The organism is Streptomyces sp. NPDC001890 (genome assembly GCF_042891445.1).
GTDB lineage: Bacteria > Actinomycetota > Actinomycetes > Streptomycetales > Streptomycetaceae > Streptomyces.
The window spans coordinates 50,476-69,916 of sequence record NZ_JBIATE010000016.1 but is presented as its reverse complement, the minus strand read 5'-3'; the positions used below and the strand labels follow the sequence as shown (position 1 = coordinate 69,916).

The 19,441-nt window shown below is 66.4% G+C and carries 15 protein-coding genes; 6 read left to right on the top strand and 9 right to left on the bottom strand.

What is annotated here, in order from left to right:
- Positions 1–310 precede the first annotated feature (310 nt).
- From ACFYY1_RS30090 to ACFYY1_RS30080, 3 genes are all read right to left on the bottom strand, one after another.
- A complete protein-coding gene (locus tag ACFYY1_RS30090) occupies positions 311–1,663 on the bottom strand; it encodes a helix-turn-helix domain-containing protein (protein ID WP_388591186.1) in 1,353 nt (450 codons plus the stop codon).
- Between the two features lie 749 nt (positions 1,664–2,412).
- On the bottom strand, positions 2,413–3,093 hold the full coding sequence (locus ACFYY1_RS30085; RefSeq protein ID WP_388591184.1) for a hypothetical protein: 681 nt from the start codon (positions 3,091–3,093) through the stop codon (positions 2,413–2,415).
- A gap of 828 nt (positions 3,094–3,921) precedes the next feature.
- The gene (locus ACFYY1_RS30080) at positions 3,922–4,302 is read right to left on the bottom strand and encodes a hypothetical protein (protein ID WP_351259608.1); all 381 of its coding nucleotides are present in this window, start codon (positions 4,300–4,302) and stop codon (positions 3,922–3,924) included.
- An 884-nt stretch (positions 4,303–5,186) separates the two neighbouring features.
- On the opposite strand from ACFYY1_RS30080, the gene ACFYY1_RS30075 reads away from it, so the two are divergent.
- A complete protein-coding gene (locus ACFYY1_RS30075) occupies positions 5,187–6,314 on the top strand; it encodes a MinD/ParA family protein (RefSeq protein WP_388591182.1) in 1,128 nt (375 codons plus the stop codon).
- A gap of 424 nt (positions 6,315–6,738) precedes the next feature.
- On the opposite strand, the gene ACFYY1_RS30070 is transcribed toward ACFYY1_RS30075, so the two are convergent.
- The 3 genes from ACFYY1_RS30070 to ACFYY1_RS30060 form a co-directional block, all read right to left on the bottom strand.
- Complete coding sequence (locus tag ACFYY1_RS30070) at positions 6,739–8,073, bottom strand: helix-turn-helix domain-containing protein (RefSeq protein ID WP_388591180.1); 1,335 nt, start codon at positions 8,071–8,073, stop codon at positions 6,739–6,741.
- Between the two features lie 739 nt (positions 8,074–8,812).
- Positions 8,813–9,082 carry a hypothetical protein gene (locus tag ACFYY1_RS30065; protein ID WP_388591179.1) on the bottom strand — a complete coding sequence of 90 codons (270 nt, stop codon included), beginning with the start codon at positions 9,080–9,082 and terminating at the stop codon, positions 8,813–8,815.
- Between the two features lie 95 nt (positions 9,083–9,177).
- On the bottom strand, positions 9,178–10,182 hold the full coding sequence (locus tag ACFYY1_RS30060) for a helix-turn-helix domain-containing protein (protein ID WP_388591177.1): 1,005 nt from the start codon (positions 10,180–10,182) through the stop codon (positions 9,178–9,180).
- Between the two features lie 413 nt (positions 10,183–10,595).
- Between ACFYY1_RS30060 and ACFYY1_RS30055 the strand changes: the two genes are divergently transcribed.
- Positions 10,596–11,342, top strand: coding sequence for a helix-turn-helix domain-containing protein (locus tag ACFYY1_RS30055; protein WP_388591175.1), 747 nt, complete (start codon positions 10,596–10,598; stop codon positions 11,340–11,342).
- A gap of 208 nt (positions 11,343–11,550) precedes the next feature.
- Here ACFYY1_RS30055 and ACFYY1_RS30050 read toward each other — a convergent pair whose 3' ends face one another.
- The 3 genes from ACFYY1_RS30050 to ACFYY1_RS30040 form a co-directional block, all read right to left on the bottom strand.
- Positions 11,551–12,627: a PhlD gene (locus ACFYY1_RS30050; RefSeq protein WP_388591174.1), complete on the bottom strand. Its 1,077-nt coding sequence runs from the start codon at positions 12,625–12,627 to the stop codon at positions 11,551–11,553.
- Positions 12,628–12,664: 37 nt separating this feature from the next.
- On the bottom strand, positions 12,665–13,672 hold the full coding sequence (locus tag ACFYY1_RS30045; RefSeq protein ID WP_388591172.1) for an MBL fold metallo-hydrolase: 1,008 nt from the start codon (positions 13,670–13,672) through the stop codon (positions 12,665–12,667).
- A 62-nt stretch (positions 13,673–13,734) separates the two neighbouring features.
- Positions 13,735–14,586 carry an XRE family transcriptional regulator gene (locus ACFYY1_RS30040; RefSeq protein WP_388591170.1) on the bottom strand — a complete coding sequence of 284 codons (852 nt, stop codon included), beginning with the start codon at positions 14,584–14,586 and terminating at the stop codon, positions 13,735–13,737.
- 474 nt (positions 14,587–15,060) lie between these two features.
- Here ACFYY1_RS30040 and fabG point away from each other — a divergent pair, with 474 nt between their 5' ends.
- From fabG to ACFYY1_RS30020, 4 genes are all read left to right on the top strand, one after another.
- Complete coding sequence (gene fabG, locus ACFYY1_RS30035; RefSeq protein WP_388591168.1) at positions 15,061–15,762, top strand: 3-oxoacyl-ACP reductase FabG; 702 nt, start codon at positions 15,061–15,063, stop codon at positions 15,760–15,762.
- Between the two features lie 254 nt (positions 15,763–16,016).
- On the top strand, positions 16,017–16,463 hold the full coding sequence (locus ACFYY1_RS30030) for a hypothetical protein (RefSeq protein WP_388591166.1): 447 nt from the start codon (positions 16,017–16,019) through the stop codon (positions 16,461–16,463).
- Positions 16,456–17,841, top strand: coding sequence for an MAB_1171c family putative transporter (locus tag ACFYY1_RS30025; RefSeq protein ID WP_388591164.1), 1,386 nt, complete (start codon positions 16,456–16,458; stop codon positions 17,839–17,841). The genes ACFYY1_RS30030 and ACFYY1_RS30025 overlap by 8 nt, the downstream gene beginning before the upstream one ends.
- Positions 17,842–18,081: 240 nt before the next feature.
- A complete protein-coding gene (locus ACFYY1_RS30020) occupies positions 18,082–19,368 on the top strand; it encodes an NAD(P)/FAD-dependent oxidoreductase (RefSeq protein ID WP_388591163.1) in 1,287 nt (428 codons plus the stop codon).
- Positions 19,369–19,441: the final 73 nt, after the last annotated feature.

Genomic DNA, 19,441 nt, shown 5'->3' with positions numbered 1-19,441 from the left:
GCGCTCTACATGGCCGAGGGGGCCAACTGAAGCGTACATGTGAGCAGTTCGGTGCGGTCCGCAGGGTACTGATCTCGTCCGAACCACGTTGCCGTTGTCCGAGCCCTCTTGTGCCGACGTGCTGTCGGAAGGTCGCTGGACGAACGGGCACGGGCCCAGATCCGGGCCGCGCGATTACTGGGGTCGTAGCGGCGAGGCCGAGGGCTTCGGCTAGCACGACGTATGCCTCATCCTGGCTCGCGCGCAGCTCAGCGGCGGCGCTACCCAGTTTGGAGACGCAGCCTTGGTGGATGTGTTGGTGGCGTACGGATCACATGGTGAAAGGCGACCGGCTCGGGTTCGTCATGTACCTATCGTGACCGTCGTCCCAGATCCATCTGCCGTCGGAGGACACAGAGAATCCCATGATCACCTCGCCGGTGGTGGGGTTGATGGCGCATCCGTCGGCGCGGACGTACTGCGGTTGTGCCACCGCCGGGTGGGGGAGGGGCGCATGCTTCGTGGCGCGGCGGCGATCGGCGAGGCGTACATGCTCGTGGCGCCAGTGAATCCGCTGGGCCTCGTGGTGTCGGCGTCGCCGTTCTGCTGTTCCGGCGGTGCCCAGGCGTTCGGCGGACTCGGCCCAGTCGGCGACGGGGGCTGCGCAGTCGTCGGTCGTTGCTCCCGTCCCTTCTAGGGCGGTGGGGGAAAGGTGGTAGAGCTCTCCGTCGTGGTGGATGAGGCCGAAGGTCTTGAGCTTTCCGAGCTGTCGGTAGGCGGTCGGGCGGGAGATGGATGCGCTGGCCTGGAGTTCGGTCAGGCTTTGGCCGTCTCGCTCGGAGAGGGCGGCGAGGACGGCGAGTCCACTGCTGCCGAGGCCGTGGTGGGCGAAGGCGTCGAGGTGCATCAGCTGGCCGACTGTCCGGGAGTCGATGTCAGCGCCTGTGTCGGGGTGTCTCACGTCTGGACCACTCATGGCCCCCCCAGCCTCCGGCCCTTTGGGGGTGGACCAGTGGTGAGACGTGGTGGACGGAAGTCGAGAGATAAGCATCCAGCGGGCGCCGTCGGTGGGGGAGCCGTTGTCGAGCTGGCGCAGGAGCTTGGCATGGAGGAGGCGCTGGTTGGAGTTGTGGGCGGTGGTGCGGCTGCAACCCATCCGTTCAGCGAGGTCGCGTTCGGAGACGGTGTGGTCCCAGCTTCCGGCCCGGGCGCAGATCTGCATGCGGGCGATGAGGTTGCGCAGGTCTGTCTTGCTGGCGACGCCCTTCCAGGGGGTGCACTCGATGCGGGAGCGGAAGGCCGCCAGGGCGGCGTGGAAGTCCTGGCGGGTGGTAAGCGGGTCGGTGGACTGGACGTACTGCTGGGCGCCGTCCCACGCCCGCTGGAGCCAGGCTGCGGCTTTGTCGTAGCCGCGGCGGTGCTGGAGGGTGCGAGCGTGCTGGCCGGCCTTGTACGGGCCGTCGAGCATGACTTGGAGGAAGGCGGCGCGGCTCCACCCCACACGGGCAGCGTCGGCGGCTACGGCTCGGGTCATCGCCCAGGCGTGGTCGGACGCGGCGGTGTTTTTCCCGCCGCGCTGGAGGTTGCCCGTCGCGTACGCGTCGTCCTGGTCGCCGAGGACGAGGAGCTTGTGCATGCGGGCGGACAGGGGCGGGAGCGGAGCGATGAGCCCGGTCCTGTGCAACGCCCGTCCCCCGAGGCGGGGATCGTGGTCAGGGGAGTTCACCCTGGCCCGCCGGAGCGTCGGGTGCACGGGCTGCGGCGATTGCATGGCGGGGAAGTGGCGGGGCGGGGGGAGAGGCCGTGTACCGGCTGCGGGGAGAGTCGCTATCGCGCTGGTCGTGATCACAGCACCCCCGCCGAGCTCCGCGAGCGAGAGGTCGAGAACCCGTGCGGGTGCGGCGCCGCGGCTCCGGCCCGGGTGCGGCACCGGGTGGGGAGGAGAAGGAGGCCCGCGCAGAGGGCAGAACGGGATGATTGGGGCATGGGTGGGTGACAAGTGGCAGCAGTCTGCTGCATCATGAACGCGATCCGTTCCCGGTGTTGTGGAACGTCGAGGACCCTGGCAGGGGCGCGAGCTCCGGAGTGGGAGTGATTTCGCCCGGCTCCTTCGGCAAGGAGAAGCCGGGACTCGCTCGACTGGCAGGTCGAGCGATGACGAGGAGCCGGCGGCTGATGAGGTGGTGGCATACCGCATCGAGCACGGGGCCGGGCCGGTGCGTATTGGCAGACAGCACCGGGGCCCCGGGGAGCTAGGTCATCGGATGCTCCCTGCGCGGTCGTCTGCCATCCGTGTCTGACACGTCGTCCTCCTTGGCTGGGCATGGCCTGTGCCGAGGCCAACGTGTGTATGCGCCCGGCAGCGTGGATTGCTGCGCGGGCTTCGGAGGGGCCCCGGTGTGCCGTGTGGAGGGCGGGCGGCCCGGTTCTGGGTCACGCGGCCTCGGCGGCTGCGAAGCGGTGGTGGCCGATGGCGACGCTGGACTCGATGGCCGCCTGCACGGCGTTGTGCATCAGCCGTCCGTAGGCGATCAAAGGGTCGCCCTGCGTGTGATTGGGGGCCAGGATGCTGACGGCGGCGACCACGCGCGGCTCGGCACCGGGGACGGTAGGGGCGCCGGGCAGGCGGCGGACCGGGACGGAGACCAGGATCCAGCCGGGCAGCGGCGACTCGGTGAGCGCGACCTGCGCGCAGCGGATCTGACGCAGGTCTTCGCGCAGTGGAGCGTCATGGCCGGCGAGGTTGGCGAGCATGACCAGGCCCGGCGCGTCGGAGTCGAGGGGGGCCCGTCGGAGTCGGTCCACGGCTGCGGGAGTGAAAGCCAGTTCACGGCGAAGGCGCACGTCGCGGGCTCCGGTGGCGGCAATGCACAGGCGCTCGCCGGTGACGGGGGAGTAGGTGTGCAGCAGTACGGCCTGCTCGGTGCGGCTGTGAATGCCGTCGAGGAGGAGGGCGGCGTCCAGCAGGGGGGTCGCGCTGGGCTGTACCAGCCCCGGTGTATCGGTCGGAGTGGCCGGGGAGGGGCGGAGCTCCCAATACCCGAAGCGCGGCCGGTAACAGACCTTGGCCTTGAAGAGATGGAGCAGCCGGCGCCGGACTTCGTCTTCGTCCATGGTCGTGCGCGCGGTGATATCGCGGGTCTTGTGCGGACCCGGGCCGAGCTGGAGAAGAGCATGGAGCACTGCGTTTGTGCGGTCACGCTCTCTGCGCTGATGCGAACTAAGCAAGCCGATGTCCACAATTCCTCCTCGTCGCCGCCAAATCAGCACGTCAGCCAGGGCAGTAGGTGCTGTTGGTCTGTGGACAAGATCTCTATCTGGGTGCACGTGGGGCTGACCAGGAACACCCCCTTCCGGAAGACCCCCTTCCTGTGACGGAAGGTGAGCAGCTGTTGTGGGGTTGCGATGTAAAGAGAAGGTATCGGCGTATTCGCTGCTGTTGCTGTGAGTCAGATGTGTGGAAACCTTCACGTTCCCGGCGGAATGAAATGTCGACAGATGGTCGTCGCTCGCCGCGCGCATCTCCCCTGTGACCGAGATCTATAGGTGGCACATGGAGCGTGGTAGTTGGCGAATCTTGCGGCGTCGCCGACGGCCAACGCGCCCGCCTGTGGAGACGGGGTCGAGCTCTGGGCCGGAGGATGCATGATCCGCCAACTACGGCCCTCAGGATCTGCCAACCATCGTTCTCTACACCCCCGTGACCTGCGCAGATATACACGCGTATTGCCAACTACCGCCCTCGGTCACATCCCCGGTCAAAGGGGGAGATGCGCACTCGACAGATTCGCCATTCCCCAAATGGAACGTCACTGGTGCAGGTCTCTGCCGGTGCAGTCCTTCCGTTGCGTAGGTTCTACCGCCGCGGAGGGCCAGGCAATTGCGGGCGTTTCAAGCCTCTTTGAGGAGAACTAGAGGAAACACCCGGATATGTGTGCGGTGTCAGGGGCGTGCGACCGCGCTGAGGGTGATCGGCGGGATCGTCACAGCATCGAGCCGGCCGGGTCCCACCTGATCGACGACTGCCGCCGCCGCCCGGTAGGCGGTGCGGCACAGCGCCCGGCCGGGAGGATCCTCTCGGCTCCACCAACGGCCTCTCCGAGCGGCCACATCCATCAGCTCCGACAGCTCGAGCCCGGACAGCTCCACGCGCACGAGCCCCGCGCCGACCGGTTGCTGCATGCCCTCGGCGAAGTGCACGGTGCCGTACCGGCGGGTACATCGGGTAAGCATCGCCGACCACACAGACGGCGCACACACCAGCTCGATCCGCGCAATGCCCGCGGCGACGTTCAGCCTGCGGCGCCGTCGTACCCACTCCATCCCATGTCTCCCGTCTCCGACGCCGTCAACTGCCGACATGCTCGGCACTTGCACAGCCCACACTCACTCGCCCGGCAGCCGCGAAGTCTGTCTGGCCTTTCCAGTGGCAGCGGGCGGGATCCGATCTCAACTGGTGTTCCTCCCGGCGGGAAGACGTGCGCCGGTACGCCGATCACCCGTGGTTCCTCGGGCACGCTGGCTCTGACCGCACCGAACCGATCGCACAGAAGGGGAGACGTTCCAACTGCAGGCGGGCGTGAGCGAGCAGCCGCGGTCAAGGGGGGCCGTCCAGAGCGCAGGAACCGCAGCGCCGGTCACCTCCTGGTCCCGCATCAGACCCCGGCCCGACGCCGCGAACAGCACCGCCCATCCGGTGGTTGCTCAGATCAGGAGGAACCATGCACAGCCAGCCAGTTGGGGGAGACGCGGGCTGGGCCCCGAGCGCACAGAGCCAGCCGACCAGTGGCGGCGACGCCGATCCCGACCACGGGCCCTTCGTTGTCACCTACACGGGGCCGGGCTGGTACGGCCAGGCTGCACCCCAGCCGGATACCGCCCCTGCACCGCTGTCTCTGGTGCCGGATCCGAGCACACTCCAGCCGCAGCAGGCCCCCGTCCCCGCGGCGCCCGCGCCGTGGACCAGTCAGCCCGTTCAGCAAGCTGCGCCCCCGGAGCCGGTGCAGACCCTGCAGCCCCCGCCCGCGAACCACGCAGATCCGCCTCCGGCGGCCGCATACCCGCAGCAGGATCCTCCGTCTGCGCAGGCCGGGTACGGATATCCGCCAGCCGTGGCCCATCCCACCTCCGCCGTTCCCGGGTTCCCGGCCGGTGGCCCCGTGCCAGCGGGGACCAGTTGGCCGCCGCGGTATGCCACGCCCGCCGCCATGCCCACCGTCGCGCCGGCGGCCCCTGCGCAAACGGCGCCCGCTGCCCTGTACGTACCGGCGCAGGCGCCACTTGGGCACAGCGCCGCGCAGCAGCTGTCCTCCGAAAGGCTCCTGCGCGGCGCCCCGCCCAAGCCGCGCAGCGCCCGCCCCGGAACCCGTCCCTCACGCTTCCGGATCGGTGGCGCACGGGAGGACACCGAGACACAGCGCAAGCTGGAGCTCATCCGCACACCTGTCCACTCCTGCTACCGGATCGCCGTGATCAGCCTCAAAGGCGGCGTCGGCAAGACCACCGTCACCACGGCGCTTGGTGCCACGCTCGCCAGCGAGCGCCAGGACAAGGTCCTGGCCATCGACGCCAACCCGGACGCCGGCACCCTCGGACGGCGGGTGCGGCGCGAGACCGGAGCGACCATCCGCGACCTGGTGCAGGCGATCCCCACCCTCAACACCTACATGGACATCAGGTCCTTCACCTCCCAGGCCCCCTCCGGCCTTGAGATCCTCGCCAACGACGTCGACCCCGCCATCTCCACCACCTTCAACGACGACGACTACCGCCGCGCCATCGACGTCCTGGGCCGCCAGTATCCGATCATCCTCACCGACTCCGGCACCGGCCTGCTCTACAGCGCTATGCGCGGAGTCCTCGACCTGGCCGATCAGTTGATCGTCGTCGCGACCCCGTCGGTGGACGGCGCCTCCAGCGCCAGCACCACCCTGGACTGGCTCAACGCACACGGCTACACGGACCTGGTGAGCAGGGGCCTGACGGTCATCTCCGGCGTACGTGAGAAGGGCCAGATGATCAAGGTGGAGGACATCGTTGCCCACTTCTCCGCGCGGTGCCGCGGCGTCGTCTCGGTTCCCTTCGACGAGCACCTGGCGGTCGGCGCCGAAGTGGACCTGGACATCATGCGGCCCAGGACCCGCGATGCCTTTCTGGGCCTGTGCTCGCTGGTCGCCGAGGGATTCACCTCAAGCAGGGACGCTCCGCCTGCCGCTGCGCCCACCCCCGCCGACCCAGCGGCATGCCCCTTCACACGCCCGCCGGCTGGGCAGCACGGCTACGTCATGCTGCCCGGGTACTCGCAGCCCGGCTCATTTCCGCCGCAGCCTCACTGACGGCCCGGGCTCGCAGGCCGGAGCGAGCCTGTCACAGCGTGGGGTCGGCGCGAGGACCCCGGAGCGGTCAAGTTTGCCTCCGGCGAGAGAAGCTCGTCTCGCATCTCGCCACACGGGAGTATCCGATACACCGCCGCCGGGACCCCGGCAGCCGCAGACTCCTCGGAGAAACTTCGACACCGAGGAGCACGCCCGTCCCTCACGCGCCGAACCCCACGTCTGCGTGGCGTGGACTGCGGTCGATCGGGGTGGGCAGCCCGCCGGCCGAGGACGGGCCCCTGGGGCGGGCGACGGGCTCGGGCGGCAGGGCGAGGTTCCCGAGCGGGAGGATAATCCGCCAGCGCCGCACAGGGCCCCGCCAGGATGAGGCCGCGGCTCCCTCCTGAGACAGCATGGAGCGGACGCAGACCCTGCAAGAGGCATCTCACGCAGCGACCTGGCCCACCCCTGGATCATCCCGGACAGAAGCAGCGGTCTTCACAGGGGTGTCGAAGGGTTCGTCCTGGTGCCAGATCCACTGACCGTCGGCTGCCACGTACAGACCGTCGATGACTTCGCCCGTAGTCGGGTCCACGACACAGCCGTCAGGGCGCACGAGATGGACCTGTGCCACGGACGGGTGAGGCACCGGTTCCGCTGGACGCGCCGTGCGCCGATGCTCCGCGAGCCGGGCCTGTACCCGCAGCCAGTGTGCCCGCTGCGCCTGGTGACGCTGTCGTCGGCGGGCGCCCACGCCACGCGTGCCGAGGCGCCGGGCGGCATCGTCCCAGCTAGTCACGGGATCCGTGCACTCATGCGTCTGTGCGCCCATGCCCTCAAGAGCCGTGGGGGAGAGGTGGTAGAGCTCTCCGACCTTTGCGACGAGTCCAAGGGCCCTGAGCGTGTTGATCTGCCGGTATGCAGTTGGGCGGCTCACTGTCGCGGTTGCCTGAAGTTCCTCAATGGTCTGGCCATCGAGCTCGGCCAGAGCGGCCAGGAGCGCAAGGCCGCTTCCTCCGAGACCGCGGTGAGCGAACGCGTCCTGGTGCATCACCTGGGCTGCGGCCAGCGTATCGATGTTGGCTTCTTCCCCTCGCTGTCTCGCGATTGGGCCACTAAGGGCCCCCCCAGCCTCCGGCCCTTTGTGGGTGGCCCAGTGTTGAGACGTTGTGCGGGGTGGGTGGGGGCGAAGCATCCACCTCCCGCCTTCGGTGGGCGAGCCACTGTCGAGCTGACGGAGCAGCTTGGCTTTCAGGAGGCGCTGGGTTGAGGTGTGCGCGGTTGTCCGGCTGCAGCCCATACGTTCCGCCAGGTCGCGTTCTGACACAGCGTGGTCCCAGCTGCCGGCCCGCGAGCAGATCTCCATGCGTGCGACCAGGTTCCGCATGTCGGTCTTGCCGGCAGTGCCCTTCCAGGCAGTGCGCTCGATCCTGGTGCGGAACTCGGCCAAGGCGGCGTAGAAGTCCTGGCGGGAGGTGATGGGGTCGGTGGTCTGTACATGCAGTCGTGCGCCGTCCCAGGCGCGTGTGAGCCATGCAGCTGCGCAGTCGTACCCGCGGCGGTGCTGGAGCGCGCGAGCGTGGTGACCGGCCTTGTACGGGCCGTCGAGGAGAACCTGGAGGAAGGCAGCGCGGTCCCAGCCGGCTCGGATTGCGTCTGCGGCGAGAGCGCGGGTGATGGCCCAGGCGTGGTCGGAGGAGGCGGTGTTCTTCCCGCCGCGTTGCAGGTTGCCAGCCATGTAGGTGTTGTGGCGGTCACCGTGCACCAGGAGCTTGTGCATGCGTGCCGACAGCGGTGGCAGTGCTGCAAGGAGGCCAGTACGCTGGCGAGTTTCCGCGTCGGTGGTCCGTGCGGGTGCGTGGACGGCTTGATGGGGACGGAGCCGCTCGCGGGGAACGTGCCGTGGAAGTGTGCGGACGCTCACAGCTGTGCCGTTCGGTGAGTACACGTCGGAGCGGCCGGCTGGGAGTCCACGCAGCGAAGGGGCTCATTGCCAGGCGACGACGAGCCATGCGCCGTCACAGGGCTGGAGAGCGAACCTCGGACCATGTTCAGAGAGCGAGATTCGGGCAGGGGCGAGTGACAAATGGCAGCTGTTTGCTGCATCATGAATACGAATCCGTTCCCGACATCGTGGAACGTCGCACCCTCAGGCAGGGGCGCGAGCTCTGGGATGGAGTGATTTCGCCCTGCTTCTCCCGAGGAGGGCAGGGCTTCGCTCGAAGGGCATGTCGAGCGATGACGACGGGCTCAAGGTCGATGGGGTGGTGGAACACCGCATCGGGCTCAGGGCCAGGCCACGTTGCGCTGGCAGGCGCGACGAGGCCTTGATGGGGAGTACTAGGTCATCGGTGCTCCCCGGGGAGTGTTTCTACTGATTCGGCTGGCACGTTGCCCTTCCTGGTTTGGCGTGGTCGGCGGTTGGCCCAGTTGTGTACTAGCGCCCTTCAGCGTGTACCACTGATCCGGCGTCGAAGGCTGGCGGATCAGCTGGGCGAGCCGCACTCGACCAGGAGAGCTCACGATGCCTGGCCGGCGGCAAAGTCGGGGCGGGCGACGAACACTGTCCGTTCCACAGCGGCCCGGACGGCGTTGCGCAGCAGCTGGCAGAGTTTGGCGTCGATGAGCTGAAGGAGCCGGCGTTGGACCTCCGCGCTCGACAAGCCGCTACGTTCGACGATGAACCAGAACTTGTGTCTGCGGGAGGACAGTTGGAGCAGGGCGAGGGCTGCTGCGCAGGTTCGGTCGAGATTCTTGCGCTCACGAGGCGCTTGAGAGTTCGTAGCCATATTTCCTCCCGTTGATGCCAGATCAGCTGTTCAGCCACGTCTGTCCGCTGCAGGGCACGTACTGGGGGCGGCGTAGGTTTCCGAGCCACCGGCAGCTAACTGGCGATCTTGGGTACTTCCCTCGGCCAGGCGTTCCTGCCGCTGTACCTCGCAGTGCGGGCTGACGGTTCTGGAGAACAGGTCAACGCTGCGCCCGCCCAGGCTTGGTTGTGCACTTGGGGGTGCTCCGGGGTGGGGCGGTCTCTGCCGGGGGCTGTCAGTACCAATGTGATGCGCGTAAGTCCGACAGTCTGCAGGGAACGCGGCGTCTCCTCCACGAGGCGGCATCCTTGGAGGCCGACGTGGGGATCGGGGTGTCGTACTTCCCGGACTGTTCCCTCGTCGTGCACCAGGTCGGCGCCTGGCCCCAATAGCCAGTCCGGCATGTCGTGGTGGTATGCGTGTTCGAGCTGAGGGTCGCGACAGACCTCCCGGCGGATAGCTTGGAGCGATGGGTGGTCATGCATCTCCAGGCTGAATGCCAGCTGGGCGAGCATGGATAGCTGCCAGTCACGATGACCTGCGAAGACCATGGCGGCGTCAGGGTGAAACAGCCCGAAGCGCAGAAAGTTGCGGGACGGGAAGGCTGTGGGGTGAGGTCGCACGGAGCGGAAGAGGTCGAGGTATGCCCTGTTTGCTCTCTTCACGTTCCACCCGTGGTCGATGAGGCATGTGGGAAGTGAGAAGGCATCCATCATGATGCTGTAATCGCTGAGAAACGCGGCGGTGGCGGACTTCTGCCTGGTTGCTTCCCGGGCCAGGGGACGCAGCTCCGGCTGTGGGGCCCGCCCGACCGCAAGCCAGAAGACACGGGCGGTCTGGAAGTCGGTCATCTCGAGGGCGTCTGCAAGTGCGTAGAGTTTGTGGTCGGTCCACTCCTTGACGATCCCCCGCTCCCAGTTGCCGTACGCACGAGAGGTGATCTCCAGCCTCGCGGCGACGTCCTCCTGGTTCAGTCCAAGATTCTCTCGTCTGCCCTTGATGAGCTCTGACAGACGCCTGGCATGTAGGTCCACCGCAAATTGAGCGGTGTCGATTGAGCCCATGACCTCCGTGCGCACGCCCGTACTCAATGTGTTTCCCCCTCGACGATGCTGCGGCCCGATTCGGGACCGCGGGCTGGTCAGATCCTCAGTTCTGTGATGTGACAGCTCGCTTCAGGTGACTCCCGCCGGCAGGACGATGAACGACGGAGCGAAGACGGCTTTCAAGCGATGCACACGCAGTACGGAGCCAGGTATGCCTTCCGTCGGTCAGCATCGGAAGTACGGAAGCGATCCTGATGCAGGCCGCCAATCTTGTCAACAAACGTGGAAATCCCGAGACGTTCGGCCTTCTGCGTGGATCGCGGGCAACCATCGCCTGTCACGATTGTGACTGCACTAGGTGACGTGAGATACGTGCGGGCGCTACTGTCTGAGAAGCCGTTAGACCGCGGCTGCACCCGCCTACGAAGCAGGAGACCGCCCCGGCTATGGATGCCGCCCCTGACGCGTCGCAGGCGAACGACCTGGCAGCCGCCGTCGCCTCAATAGACGAACTTCTCGCACTGCTCGGTCGTGATCGCGATCTCATCGACATTGGCGATATCTCCCACAGGACAGGCATCCCAGTTGGTCGGGTAACGAAACTGCTCGACGGCGTTGAACCACAGACTGCGGAAGACCCTCAGACGATCTTCAAGAACCGGCTCGTCTTCCTTCATGAGACCCGCTTGAAGCAGGACCGGAAGAAGTACACGCTCGACGAAATCGCAGCCGGTACCGGCATCTCCCACTCGACGGTCAGCAACATGCTCAATGGGCTGCGGACTCCCAAGGTGCCGGTGGTCGCCAGCCTGGAGAGGTTCTTCGGGGTCGCGCCGGGCTTCTTCACTGCCAGCGAGGGCCAAGCGCTCCTCAGGGCCCTGCAGCCGGTTCATGACCAACTGACCCATCTGGCTCTGCTCAAGGGCAAGGGGATCACGCAGGTGGCCATGCGGAGCAGCGCGGCCGGCGGAGACTCGGGAAGGATCGGGCACGAGCTGCGAGAGGCGCTTACTGCCGCCCTGAATCAGCCAAGGCGTGACTACGAGGATCCAGAAGTCAGGGAACTCACCGACAGGATGCTCTCGCTGCCGTCCAGGAAAAGGCGCAAGGTCATATCCCTGGTGTGGGACCTCTTGAAGTTCATGCGGTCCGAAGGCGAGCCACCGGTCAGCGACCCCTCTGCAAGGCCCTGAGGTTCCTGCGTCGCAGAGGCTGGCGGGTCAACACGAGACTTAGACGCGTGCATGATCTGATCTGCCGGGTTCGGGCGGGGCAGTGTGGCCCCTCGAGCGGCCGTTGACCGGGCCGGCGCCCGGCCCGTCCCGCATCAGCCCGGTGCGGCGCACCTGTGAAGCGATGCCGTCGGCCTGAGGACCCCCTGCTCAGCGGCGTTCTCCGGGCTCAGGGAAGCCAGGTGGCTGTGGCCCCGGCCGCGGCAAATCCGGGCCCGACACCCAGCAGCAGGCCACGTGCGCCCCCGGCGGGCGGGTCGTCGTGGGTGCGGTCCAGTACGGCGAGGACGCCGACTCCGCCGAGGTTGCCGTCTTCACGCAACGTGGCCCATGTATGTCGTGTTGTCCTGGTTGCGTCTCCCTGGCCGGGGGCATGTTCGAGACCGAGGCCGTGCTCGGCGTCCTCGATGATCCGCGGCCCGCCGGGGTGTAGCACGGTGAACTCGATCGCGTCCAGGCGCTGTTGGTTCAGGTGACCCAGGAGAGCGGGCATGATGTCGCTGACAGCCTTGGTGGCCGATTTCTGGGAGTCGAAGTGCAGGCCGCTGGCGTCGAGTCTGCCCGCGTAGCGCTTGCGGCTGTCGGGCAGGACGTACTCCCAGGTGCTGTCGATGCGCAGACCCGCACCCAGCGGCGCGCTCGTGACCAGACACGCGCCGCCTGAATCACCGAACAGCGTTTTGTAGATCATGGACTCGACGCTGGTGTCGTGATGGTTGTAGACAGTGCTGAGCGTCTCTGCAACGACGACGAGCACGGTGGTGCCGGGCCGCGCGGCAACGTGCTCGGCGGCTCTGGTCAGGGCGTGCGCCCCGCCCACGCAGCCCAGGGTGCTCATGGGAATGCGGCGCACGTCGGGGCGCAGCCCGAGTTCTTCGATGAGGTGAATATCCAGGCCGGGCACGGTCCACGAGGTGGTGTGCGAGGTTACGACGCAGTCCACGTCAGCCGCGGTGAGGCCGGAGGATTCGAGGGACTGCTTCGCGGCACGCACGGCCAGCTCTGCCGCGTCTGCGAAGGCCACCTGGTTCCGGTCGGCAACAGGCGCGTTGCCGCCAACTGTGGGGTGGCTGAGAGGCTGGGTGAATCGGCGTGTGAGGACCTGGGTTCGGCGGGCGTAGCGCAGCATGACGCCGAGGCGGGGCAGCGTGGGATGGGCTCGCTTGATGTCCTCACAGATTTCGTCTGTGGTGATCTTGTGGGAGGGCAGAGCGATGCAGGGACGCGTGACGTAGGCAGCGGGCATGGGCAGCTCCGGGTAAGAGGGCGGTGGGTCGAGCGTGTCAGATGAGCGATTCGAGCTCGGCCATGAGGGTGTCGCGTGATGGCACCGTTGCCGGGACACAGTCGGGAGCCAGGCGCACGGCAGCACCGAGAATCTGGACCAGGTGGAGCGGGTCGGTGGTCGGCGTGAGGTGGCGGTACTCCGTCGCGGTCAGCACTGCAAGCCGTTCGGACAGGCCCAGGTCGGGGCGACGGTACTCGTGCAGGAGCAAGGACGCCGCGCTCTCGACGTCCATTCCCTGGGTGTGGAGGGTGTGGATCCGCTCGCGGAGTTCGGTGATGTAGTGCATGTAGCGGCGGACCTCGGCGGTGCCGACGAGCGGGCCGTGGCCGGGGACCACCACGTGCGGATCGAGGTCGAGTATTTGCTGGCAGGCGGCGACAACGCCGCTGAGGGGACCGGCCCAGTGCACGGGTACATCCCCGATGAACAGGACATCGCCAGCAACCACGACGCCGTGGTCCGGCAGATGGACGATGAGGTCACCTGCGGTGTGGGCGGGCCCGACCTCGATCAGTTCTACAGACGTCGAGCCGACCTGGAGATCGAGTTGCCCGCTGAAGGTGCGGGTGGGCGGGGCCAGGCGCAGCCGGCGGTAGTCGTAGCGGCCGAAGTGGGCCAGCATGTAGCGGTCGAACGGTTCGTCGGTCCGGCATTGGTCGAGCAGTGCTTGAAGTTGAGCAGGTTCCGGTTCGGCGCATAGATGCGCCAGGTTCGCGTCTGTGCTGATGATCTCGGCGTGAGGAAACAACCCGTTGCCATATGAATGATCGCCGTTGGCGTGCGAGTTGACCACCGTGGAAATTGAGGCCGATGGCGGCAGCACGCGGTGGGCCGCCGCTGTCAGAGCCTCTGTCAGCGCGGCCGTGTACGGAGTGTCCACAAGGAGCGCGCCGGAGTCCGAGGCGACCAGAGTGCAGTTCGCCATCCCCCACGTACCCGGGAAGTCAGGGAGCCAGGCGTGGACACCGGGAGCGATCTCGGCGAGTTCGTTTGGAATATGCATGCTCGCATTCTGATCACTTCTCGCCGGTCAGGAGTTGTGAAGAAGGCCACACAACACCTGCGTTAGTGTGAGGATGTTGAGATGTCCTGGCGCCCGTCCTCTGCAGTCTCCTCTGGCTCGAAGATTACGATGATCATCCGCGCGCCAGGGGAGGCATACGGATTGGCGGCTACCATCTTCGCTGCCCCCGGTCCGTACAGCGGATGACGCAGTCGCCTCACGACCCCGTCCGGAGCGATCGACGGCGTGGTGACGGAGTTGTAGATCGGGCCGGCGACCGCGTCAGCGCGCACGTCGGCGTCGATCTTCTGCAGGACTTCGCTGCTGGGGTTTTCCGCGAGAGCGGCTTGAAGCTGGGCAGACAGAGACGGAGCCCAGGTGGTCTCCCAGTCCATGAGGGTGGTGCGGCCCTCCTCCGTCAGCAGCATCCATCTCGCCGTGTTCGCTGGTGCAACGCCGTGGGCAAACATGTCCGCGAAGGCACTGTTGTGGGCGAGCAGCGTCCAGGCCAGGTCGGTCACGTACATCATGTGGCGTTGGCCGTCGCACGCCTCCTGCCACAGTTCAGGGCCGGCCAGCCCTGTTGGCGGGTGGAGCGGATGGGTGGGGCGGTGGCCCCGGGCGAGCAGCCACAGCATGGTGTACTCGTCCGCTGTCAGGTTCAGCAGGCGGCCCACAGAAACGAGGTAGTCGTCGGGTGGGAATCGCAACTGACCGCATTCGAGACGGTTATAGGTCCTTCCTGACCTTTTGAGAAGAATATCCATGTCGTTCTGTGTGAGTCCCTCCGCCTTGGGGCCGGGGCGGTCCGCGGGCGGCTGGGGCAGACCGACGGACTCCGGGCGGATCAGGGCCCTCTTGGGCTCCAGTAGTTCACCGATGGGATGCCTGGGCTTCTTGGTCTTTTTGACCATATTCCCTTCCTGTGTCTCGTGGTCATGAGGTTCGTGATGCGCAGAAGGGGATTTGGTGCAAAAAATTTGCCGTAGATCTACAGCGTCCCGTCCGCAAAGATCTGCATAGCAAACCAGACTGGCGGTTTTGGAGTGGAGTTGGGTACGTTGCGGCCTGGGCGCAAGCGCGGGGTCATGGCACGGCTCCAACACGGCCATCGACCTCTTGGCCAGAGCCCCGAACTGCACCTTCTCCCCTTCCGGTCGAGCCGATGCAAAGAGCGCCCCGCAGGAAGCAGCGGCACTGGGCCGCCCCAGAAGTTCCGCGTGCGGGCGTGCCCAACTGGTGTACTGCCAGCACCGTAACGCGGCAGTATCCGCTGGAAGCGGCAATCAAAAACAGAACAAGCGCGCTGGTTTGATCGAGATCTGCTGAGCAGCTGAACCCGGGGCTTCTGCCTGGTGCAGCTTCACGGGGAGGGGAAGTGGGACGACTTGAACCGTTCTGTGCTGATCACCGGTGGCAACCGGGGAATTGGGCTGGCCACCGCCCGTAGATTCGCCGAGCAGGGCGACCGAGTAGCCATCACGCACCGCACGGGCGCCGCGCCGGCGGGCTTGATGGCCGTGTCTTGCGACGTCACTGACACGGCCCAGGTGGACCAGGCATTCAAGGAGGTCGAGGAGGCCCACGGTCCCGTCGATGTGCTTGTGGCGAACGCGGGCATAACCCGCGACGGGCTGCTGCTACGCATGGATGACGAGGCCCTCACCTCAGTCATCGACACCAACCTGATCGGCCCCGCGCGGATGGCCCGCCGGGCTCTGAAGGGCATGCTCCGCAAGGGCGGGCGCATCGTGCTCATCTCATCCACCGTCGCGATGCGGGGTGAAGTCGGCCAGAGCAACTACGCCGCTTCCAAGGCCGGACTGATCGGGCTGGCCCGTTCACTTGCTCGGGAGTACGGCAGCCGAGGCATCACCGTGAACGTCGTCGCTCCCGGGCTCACCGACACTGACATGGCACGGCAGCTGCCGGAGGACCAGCGTGCCGCACTCATCGAGCAGATCCCGCTGCGACGCATGGCGGCACCGCAGGAGATCGCTGCGGCCGTTGCCTTTCTGGCCTCCGCAGAAGCCTCATACATCACCGGCGCAGTGATCCCCGTCGATGGCGGCGGGGGCATGGGCCACTGAGATGAATTCACGGTTAGCGAATCCGTCGGCACGGCGTAGTGCGGAGTTAGGCCTTCAACTGAGTCATGAATGAGAACCGGAGCAACAAGCAGTCAGCGGGCGGACCTCGACCCAGGCCAGGCGACCACCAGGGACGCGGCAGCGAGGACCGGCCGCCCGGCTCCCTGCGGTCTTCGCTCCGCGAGCAGTTGAAGATTCTTGTCGCTACGCAATCAGCCACCCGGCTCATCCGGCGTGACCTCGGGCTCTCGGGCGTGCGAACACTTCAGGGGCTCGTCGACACCGTGGCGAGGAAGCGGGGCAAGCCCATCACCCTCACTCGGGCGCCGCTGCCGCCCGAGGTCTCGGGATTCTGCGCCCGAGGCCAGGACCGGGACTTCATCGTGGTGGACTCTCATGCCAGCGAACTCACCCAGCTCCACGCGAGCCTTCACGAACTCTTCCATCTCTGGGAAGAGCACCCGGCCGAGGACAGCACCCGCCAGCCGATGTCCGAGGATGTTGTGCGTCAGCTGCTGCCCGGTCTCAAGCCCGGCCCCGTGCTCCAGGTGCTGACTCGGTCGCACTATGAAGAGGCCCACGAGCGACGCGCAGAGGCATTCGCCACCGTGATGCTCGAAAGGCACCTTCAGCTGCGAAGTGACCAGCACCAGACAGGCTTCCTGACCTCAGTCCTCTCTCACCGGAGGTCAGGTGTCTGAGCATCTGTCGAATGTCGTGTACCTGTTCATCGCCGCCGCCACCCTCACGATTGCGTGCTGGAAGGCCTTGGCGCTTTGGCGTGACCCGACACCCACGCTGGCACTGACCACATCGATGTTTCTGTGCGCTTCGATGGTCTATGCCATGGCATCTCCCGAGGGATACAGGAACGTCGGAGAGGTGACAGGCCAACCCAGCTTTGCGACCCTCCCGGTCTACCTGGGTATCCTGATCTGCTTCTCCCTGGTACACATCATCACATTGCTCTGGGATCCCCGGCTTCGGCAGAGAGCTTCCTCCTTGCGGCGTACGGTTAGCGCGTGGAGCGCGGTCTACATCGCCGCCGCAGCACTGATGGTCCTCTTCTTCACGCTTGCAGATCTCGCCGGACCTGCGGATCCGCTGCGGTTCAACACCGCCTTCTCAGAAGACCCCATGGTCCTGCTGTTCCTGACCGTCTTCCTGGCCACGCTTTCCAGTGGCACGCTGAACACGTTCCGCCAGTGCCGTCAACTACGCTTGGACGATCCCCAGTTGCAGCATTCACTGCGTGCGTTCGGTATCGCGATGCTGGGAGTCTTCGGGTACGTGGTCTGCGGCGCTCCGGCCATCGTCCTCTCGGCCTTCGGGAATCACACCCTTGACACCGTCGGCGTCTTCGGCTCGACCTGCGGGGTCGTCGGCACCATCATCATGTGCTATGGGTTGTCAGGCGGAGCAATAGGCGCATGGCTTCGCGAACGACGTGACTTCAAGGCACTGCAGCCCCTGTGGGAACTGGTCGTCGCCGGCGTCGACCAGAACCTTGCCTTTAGTGTGGACTCCTCGCGAAACCACCGTTTGGCAGCGAATGTCACATTCAACCTGCACCGCAGAGTGATCGAGATTCTCGACGGCATTCGGGCACTGCGCCCCTGGGTGTCCCCGGGTTCCGCTGAGGCCGTCTACCGCCTGCACCAGGAACGGCTCGCTGCGCAACCGGGAGCCGCCGTACCCATGGCTGAGCAGGAACTGCAGGCGGCCGCCACGGCCGCCGCGCTGCGTCAGGCGGCAAATCGTCTGCAACGCTTCAAACACGAGCGCGGACTCGGCGATCACCAGGGTCCACTTCAGCCTCCGGACGGGCCCCTGACACCGTTGCCCGGGGAGAACACCCCCGCGGCCGATGAGCGCGACCGTCTGCTTCTGGCGGCCCAAGCCCTTGCCCACCCTCTCGTCGCAGCAGCCTTGCGTGAGTTCGAGGAAGAGCGCCGTGACGAGCCAACGTCCACCCCGCTATCTCGGACGGCCTCGTCGATTGCTCCGCAGCCCGCTGTCGATTCCACAATGGGCAGACGGGACAGCACACTGGACCATTTGACAGACCGTGCAGGCTGACTTCAGCCACGGCGCTGCCCAGACACCAGCACAGCAGGCATCGCCACCACGCCGCGGGGAAACCATCCGTAGCCGCACCTACTTGAGGCCCGTACTGCTGGGTGCAGTGGGTCGTCTGAGCGGATACCAGGTCAGGCACCTCAAGGCGAAACAGCCACAAGCCATCCATGGGCCAACCAGTGGGAACAGGGAGATATCAGAGTGCGACGTGCTGTAGTTATGGGCGGGAGCTTCGCAGGCATGCTCGCCGCACGGGTACTGAGTGATCACGCCACCGAGGTGGTCATTCTTGAGCCGGACGCTGCCGTTTCAGGTGGTACAGGCCGCGGAGCCCCTCACAAGGAGCAACTCCATGCCCTTCTGTCCATGGGACACACACAGTTGGAGCGCTTGTTCCCAGGCATCAGCAAGGAGCTGATCGAAGGGGGAGCTCGCCTGGGAACGGGCCCAGCAGTGCAGTATTACATCGACGGAGTTCTCAAACCCTGCGCGCCCGAGAGCACCATGCTCGGAGCCACCCGCCCCTTCATTGAGGAACACGTGAGACGGCGGGTCCTGGCACTGGAGAACGTGAACGTGCAGGCAGCACAAGCACGCGACCTCGTTTTCAGTGGATCTCGCGTCAGCGGGGTGCGCTTGTCATCCATGCAGCCCGGCCTGGAATCCTTGGCTCACGACGAACTGGAAGCCGACCTGGTTGTCGATGCGATGGGCCGATCGAGCCGACTGGGAACATGGCTCGTCAATCATGGATGGCAGCAGCCTCCCATGGACCGGATGAAGGTGGACCTCGGCTACGCCACCGCCATGTTCCGCCGGGGCGCGGAGCTGCCGGAAACCGTCATCGCGCATGCGTCACCCGGACCGGCCAGTGACTACCAGCAACGCCTGAGCGAGCCAGGAGCGCTCGCAGCCGTTGAGGGAGACCGCTGGTCCGTGGTCCTTGTTGGATACAACGATTACAGGCCCGGACACGACCCCCGGGAATTCCGGCGCCGGATGCGGCGCTGCGTCGCGCCTCTTCGCGAGGTGGCTGAGCAATGCGAGCTCGACGGCAGCGTGCAGACCTTCACATTCCGTGAGAGCCAGCGCCGCAACTTCACCCGTCTCCGGAAATTCCCGGGAGGACTGGTAGTCGTCGGTGACGCCGTGGCTTCGGTGAACCCGATTTACGGCCAAGGGCTCACGCTGGCGGCCCTGGCAGCAACCTCGCTCTCCGCGCACCTTCAGTCAGGCGCTTCCCCTCATCAGCCGGCCCGGGGGTACTTCGAGAGAGTTCGAGCCGTGGTCGACGCAGCCTGGCAGCTGTCGACAACCGCCGATCTCGCCCAGCCTCATGTGACAGGGCCCTACCCTCGGGGCTACCGGCTGATTCGTTGGGCCGGCGACAGGGTTACCGCCGCATCTGTCATCGATCCAGTGGTCAACAAGGCCTTCATGGACGTGATCCACATGCGTGAGCATCCCAGGGCGCTGACCAGGACGAGAATCCTGGCGCGGACAGCACGCGTTCTGGCGCAACGCTGAGTGACGACCACCCGGCCGGTGGAACATCTGCCGTTCAGACAGGCCGGGTGGGGCAAACCGGGGCAACCGGAGC

What these genes read in the sequence shown, in the direction of transcription:
- ACFYY1_RS30085 (WP_388591184.1), bottom strand. Translation starts at nt 3,093, where the DNA reads ATGGACGAAGACGAAGTCCGGCGCCGGCTGCTCCATCTCTTCAAGGCC.
- ACFYY1_RS30080 (WP_351259608.1), bottom strand. Translation starts at nt 4,302, where the DNA reads ATGGAGTGGGTACGACGGCGCCGCAGGCTGAACGTCGCCGCGGGCATT.
- ACFYY1_RS30075 (WP_388591182.1), top strand. Translation starts at nt 5,187, where the DNA reads ATGCCCACCGTCGCGCCGGCGGCCCCTGCGCAAACGGCGCCCGCTGCC.
- ACFYY1_RS30070 (WP_388591180.1), bottom strand. Translation starts at nt 8,073, where the DNA reads ATGCACAAGCTCCTGGTGCACGGTGACCGCCACAACACCTACATGGCT.
- ACFYY1_RS30065 (WP_388591179.1), bottom strand. Translation starts at nt 9,082, where the DNA reads ATGGCTACGAACTCTCAAGCGCCTCGTGAGCGCAAGAATCTCGACCGA.
- ACFYY1_RS30055 (WP_388591175.1), top strand. Translation starts at nt 10,596, where the DNA reads ATGGATGCCGCCCCTGACGCGTCGCAGGCGAACGACCTGGCAGCCGCC.
- ACFYY1_RS30050 (WP_388591174.1), bottom strand. Translation starts at nt 12,627, where the DNA reads ATGCCCGCTGCCTACGTCACGCGTCCCTGCATCGCTCTGCCCTCCCAC.
- ACFYY1_RS30045 (WP_388591172.1), bottom strand. Translation starts at nt 13,672, where the DNA reads ATGCATATTCCAAACGAACTCGCCGAGATCGCTCCCGGTGTCCACGCC.
- ACFYY1_RS30040 (WP_388591170.1), bottom strand. Translation starts at nt 14,586, where the DNA reads ATGGTCAAAAAGACCAAGAAGCCCAGGCATCCCATCGGTGAACTACTG.
- ACFYY1_RS30020 (WP_388591163.1), top strand. Translation starts at nt 18,082, where the DNA reads ATGCTCGCCGCACGGGTACTGAGTGATCACGCCACCGAGGTGGTCATT.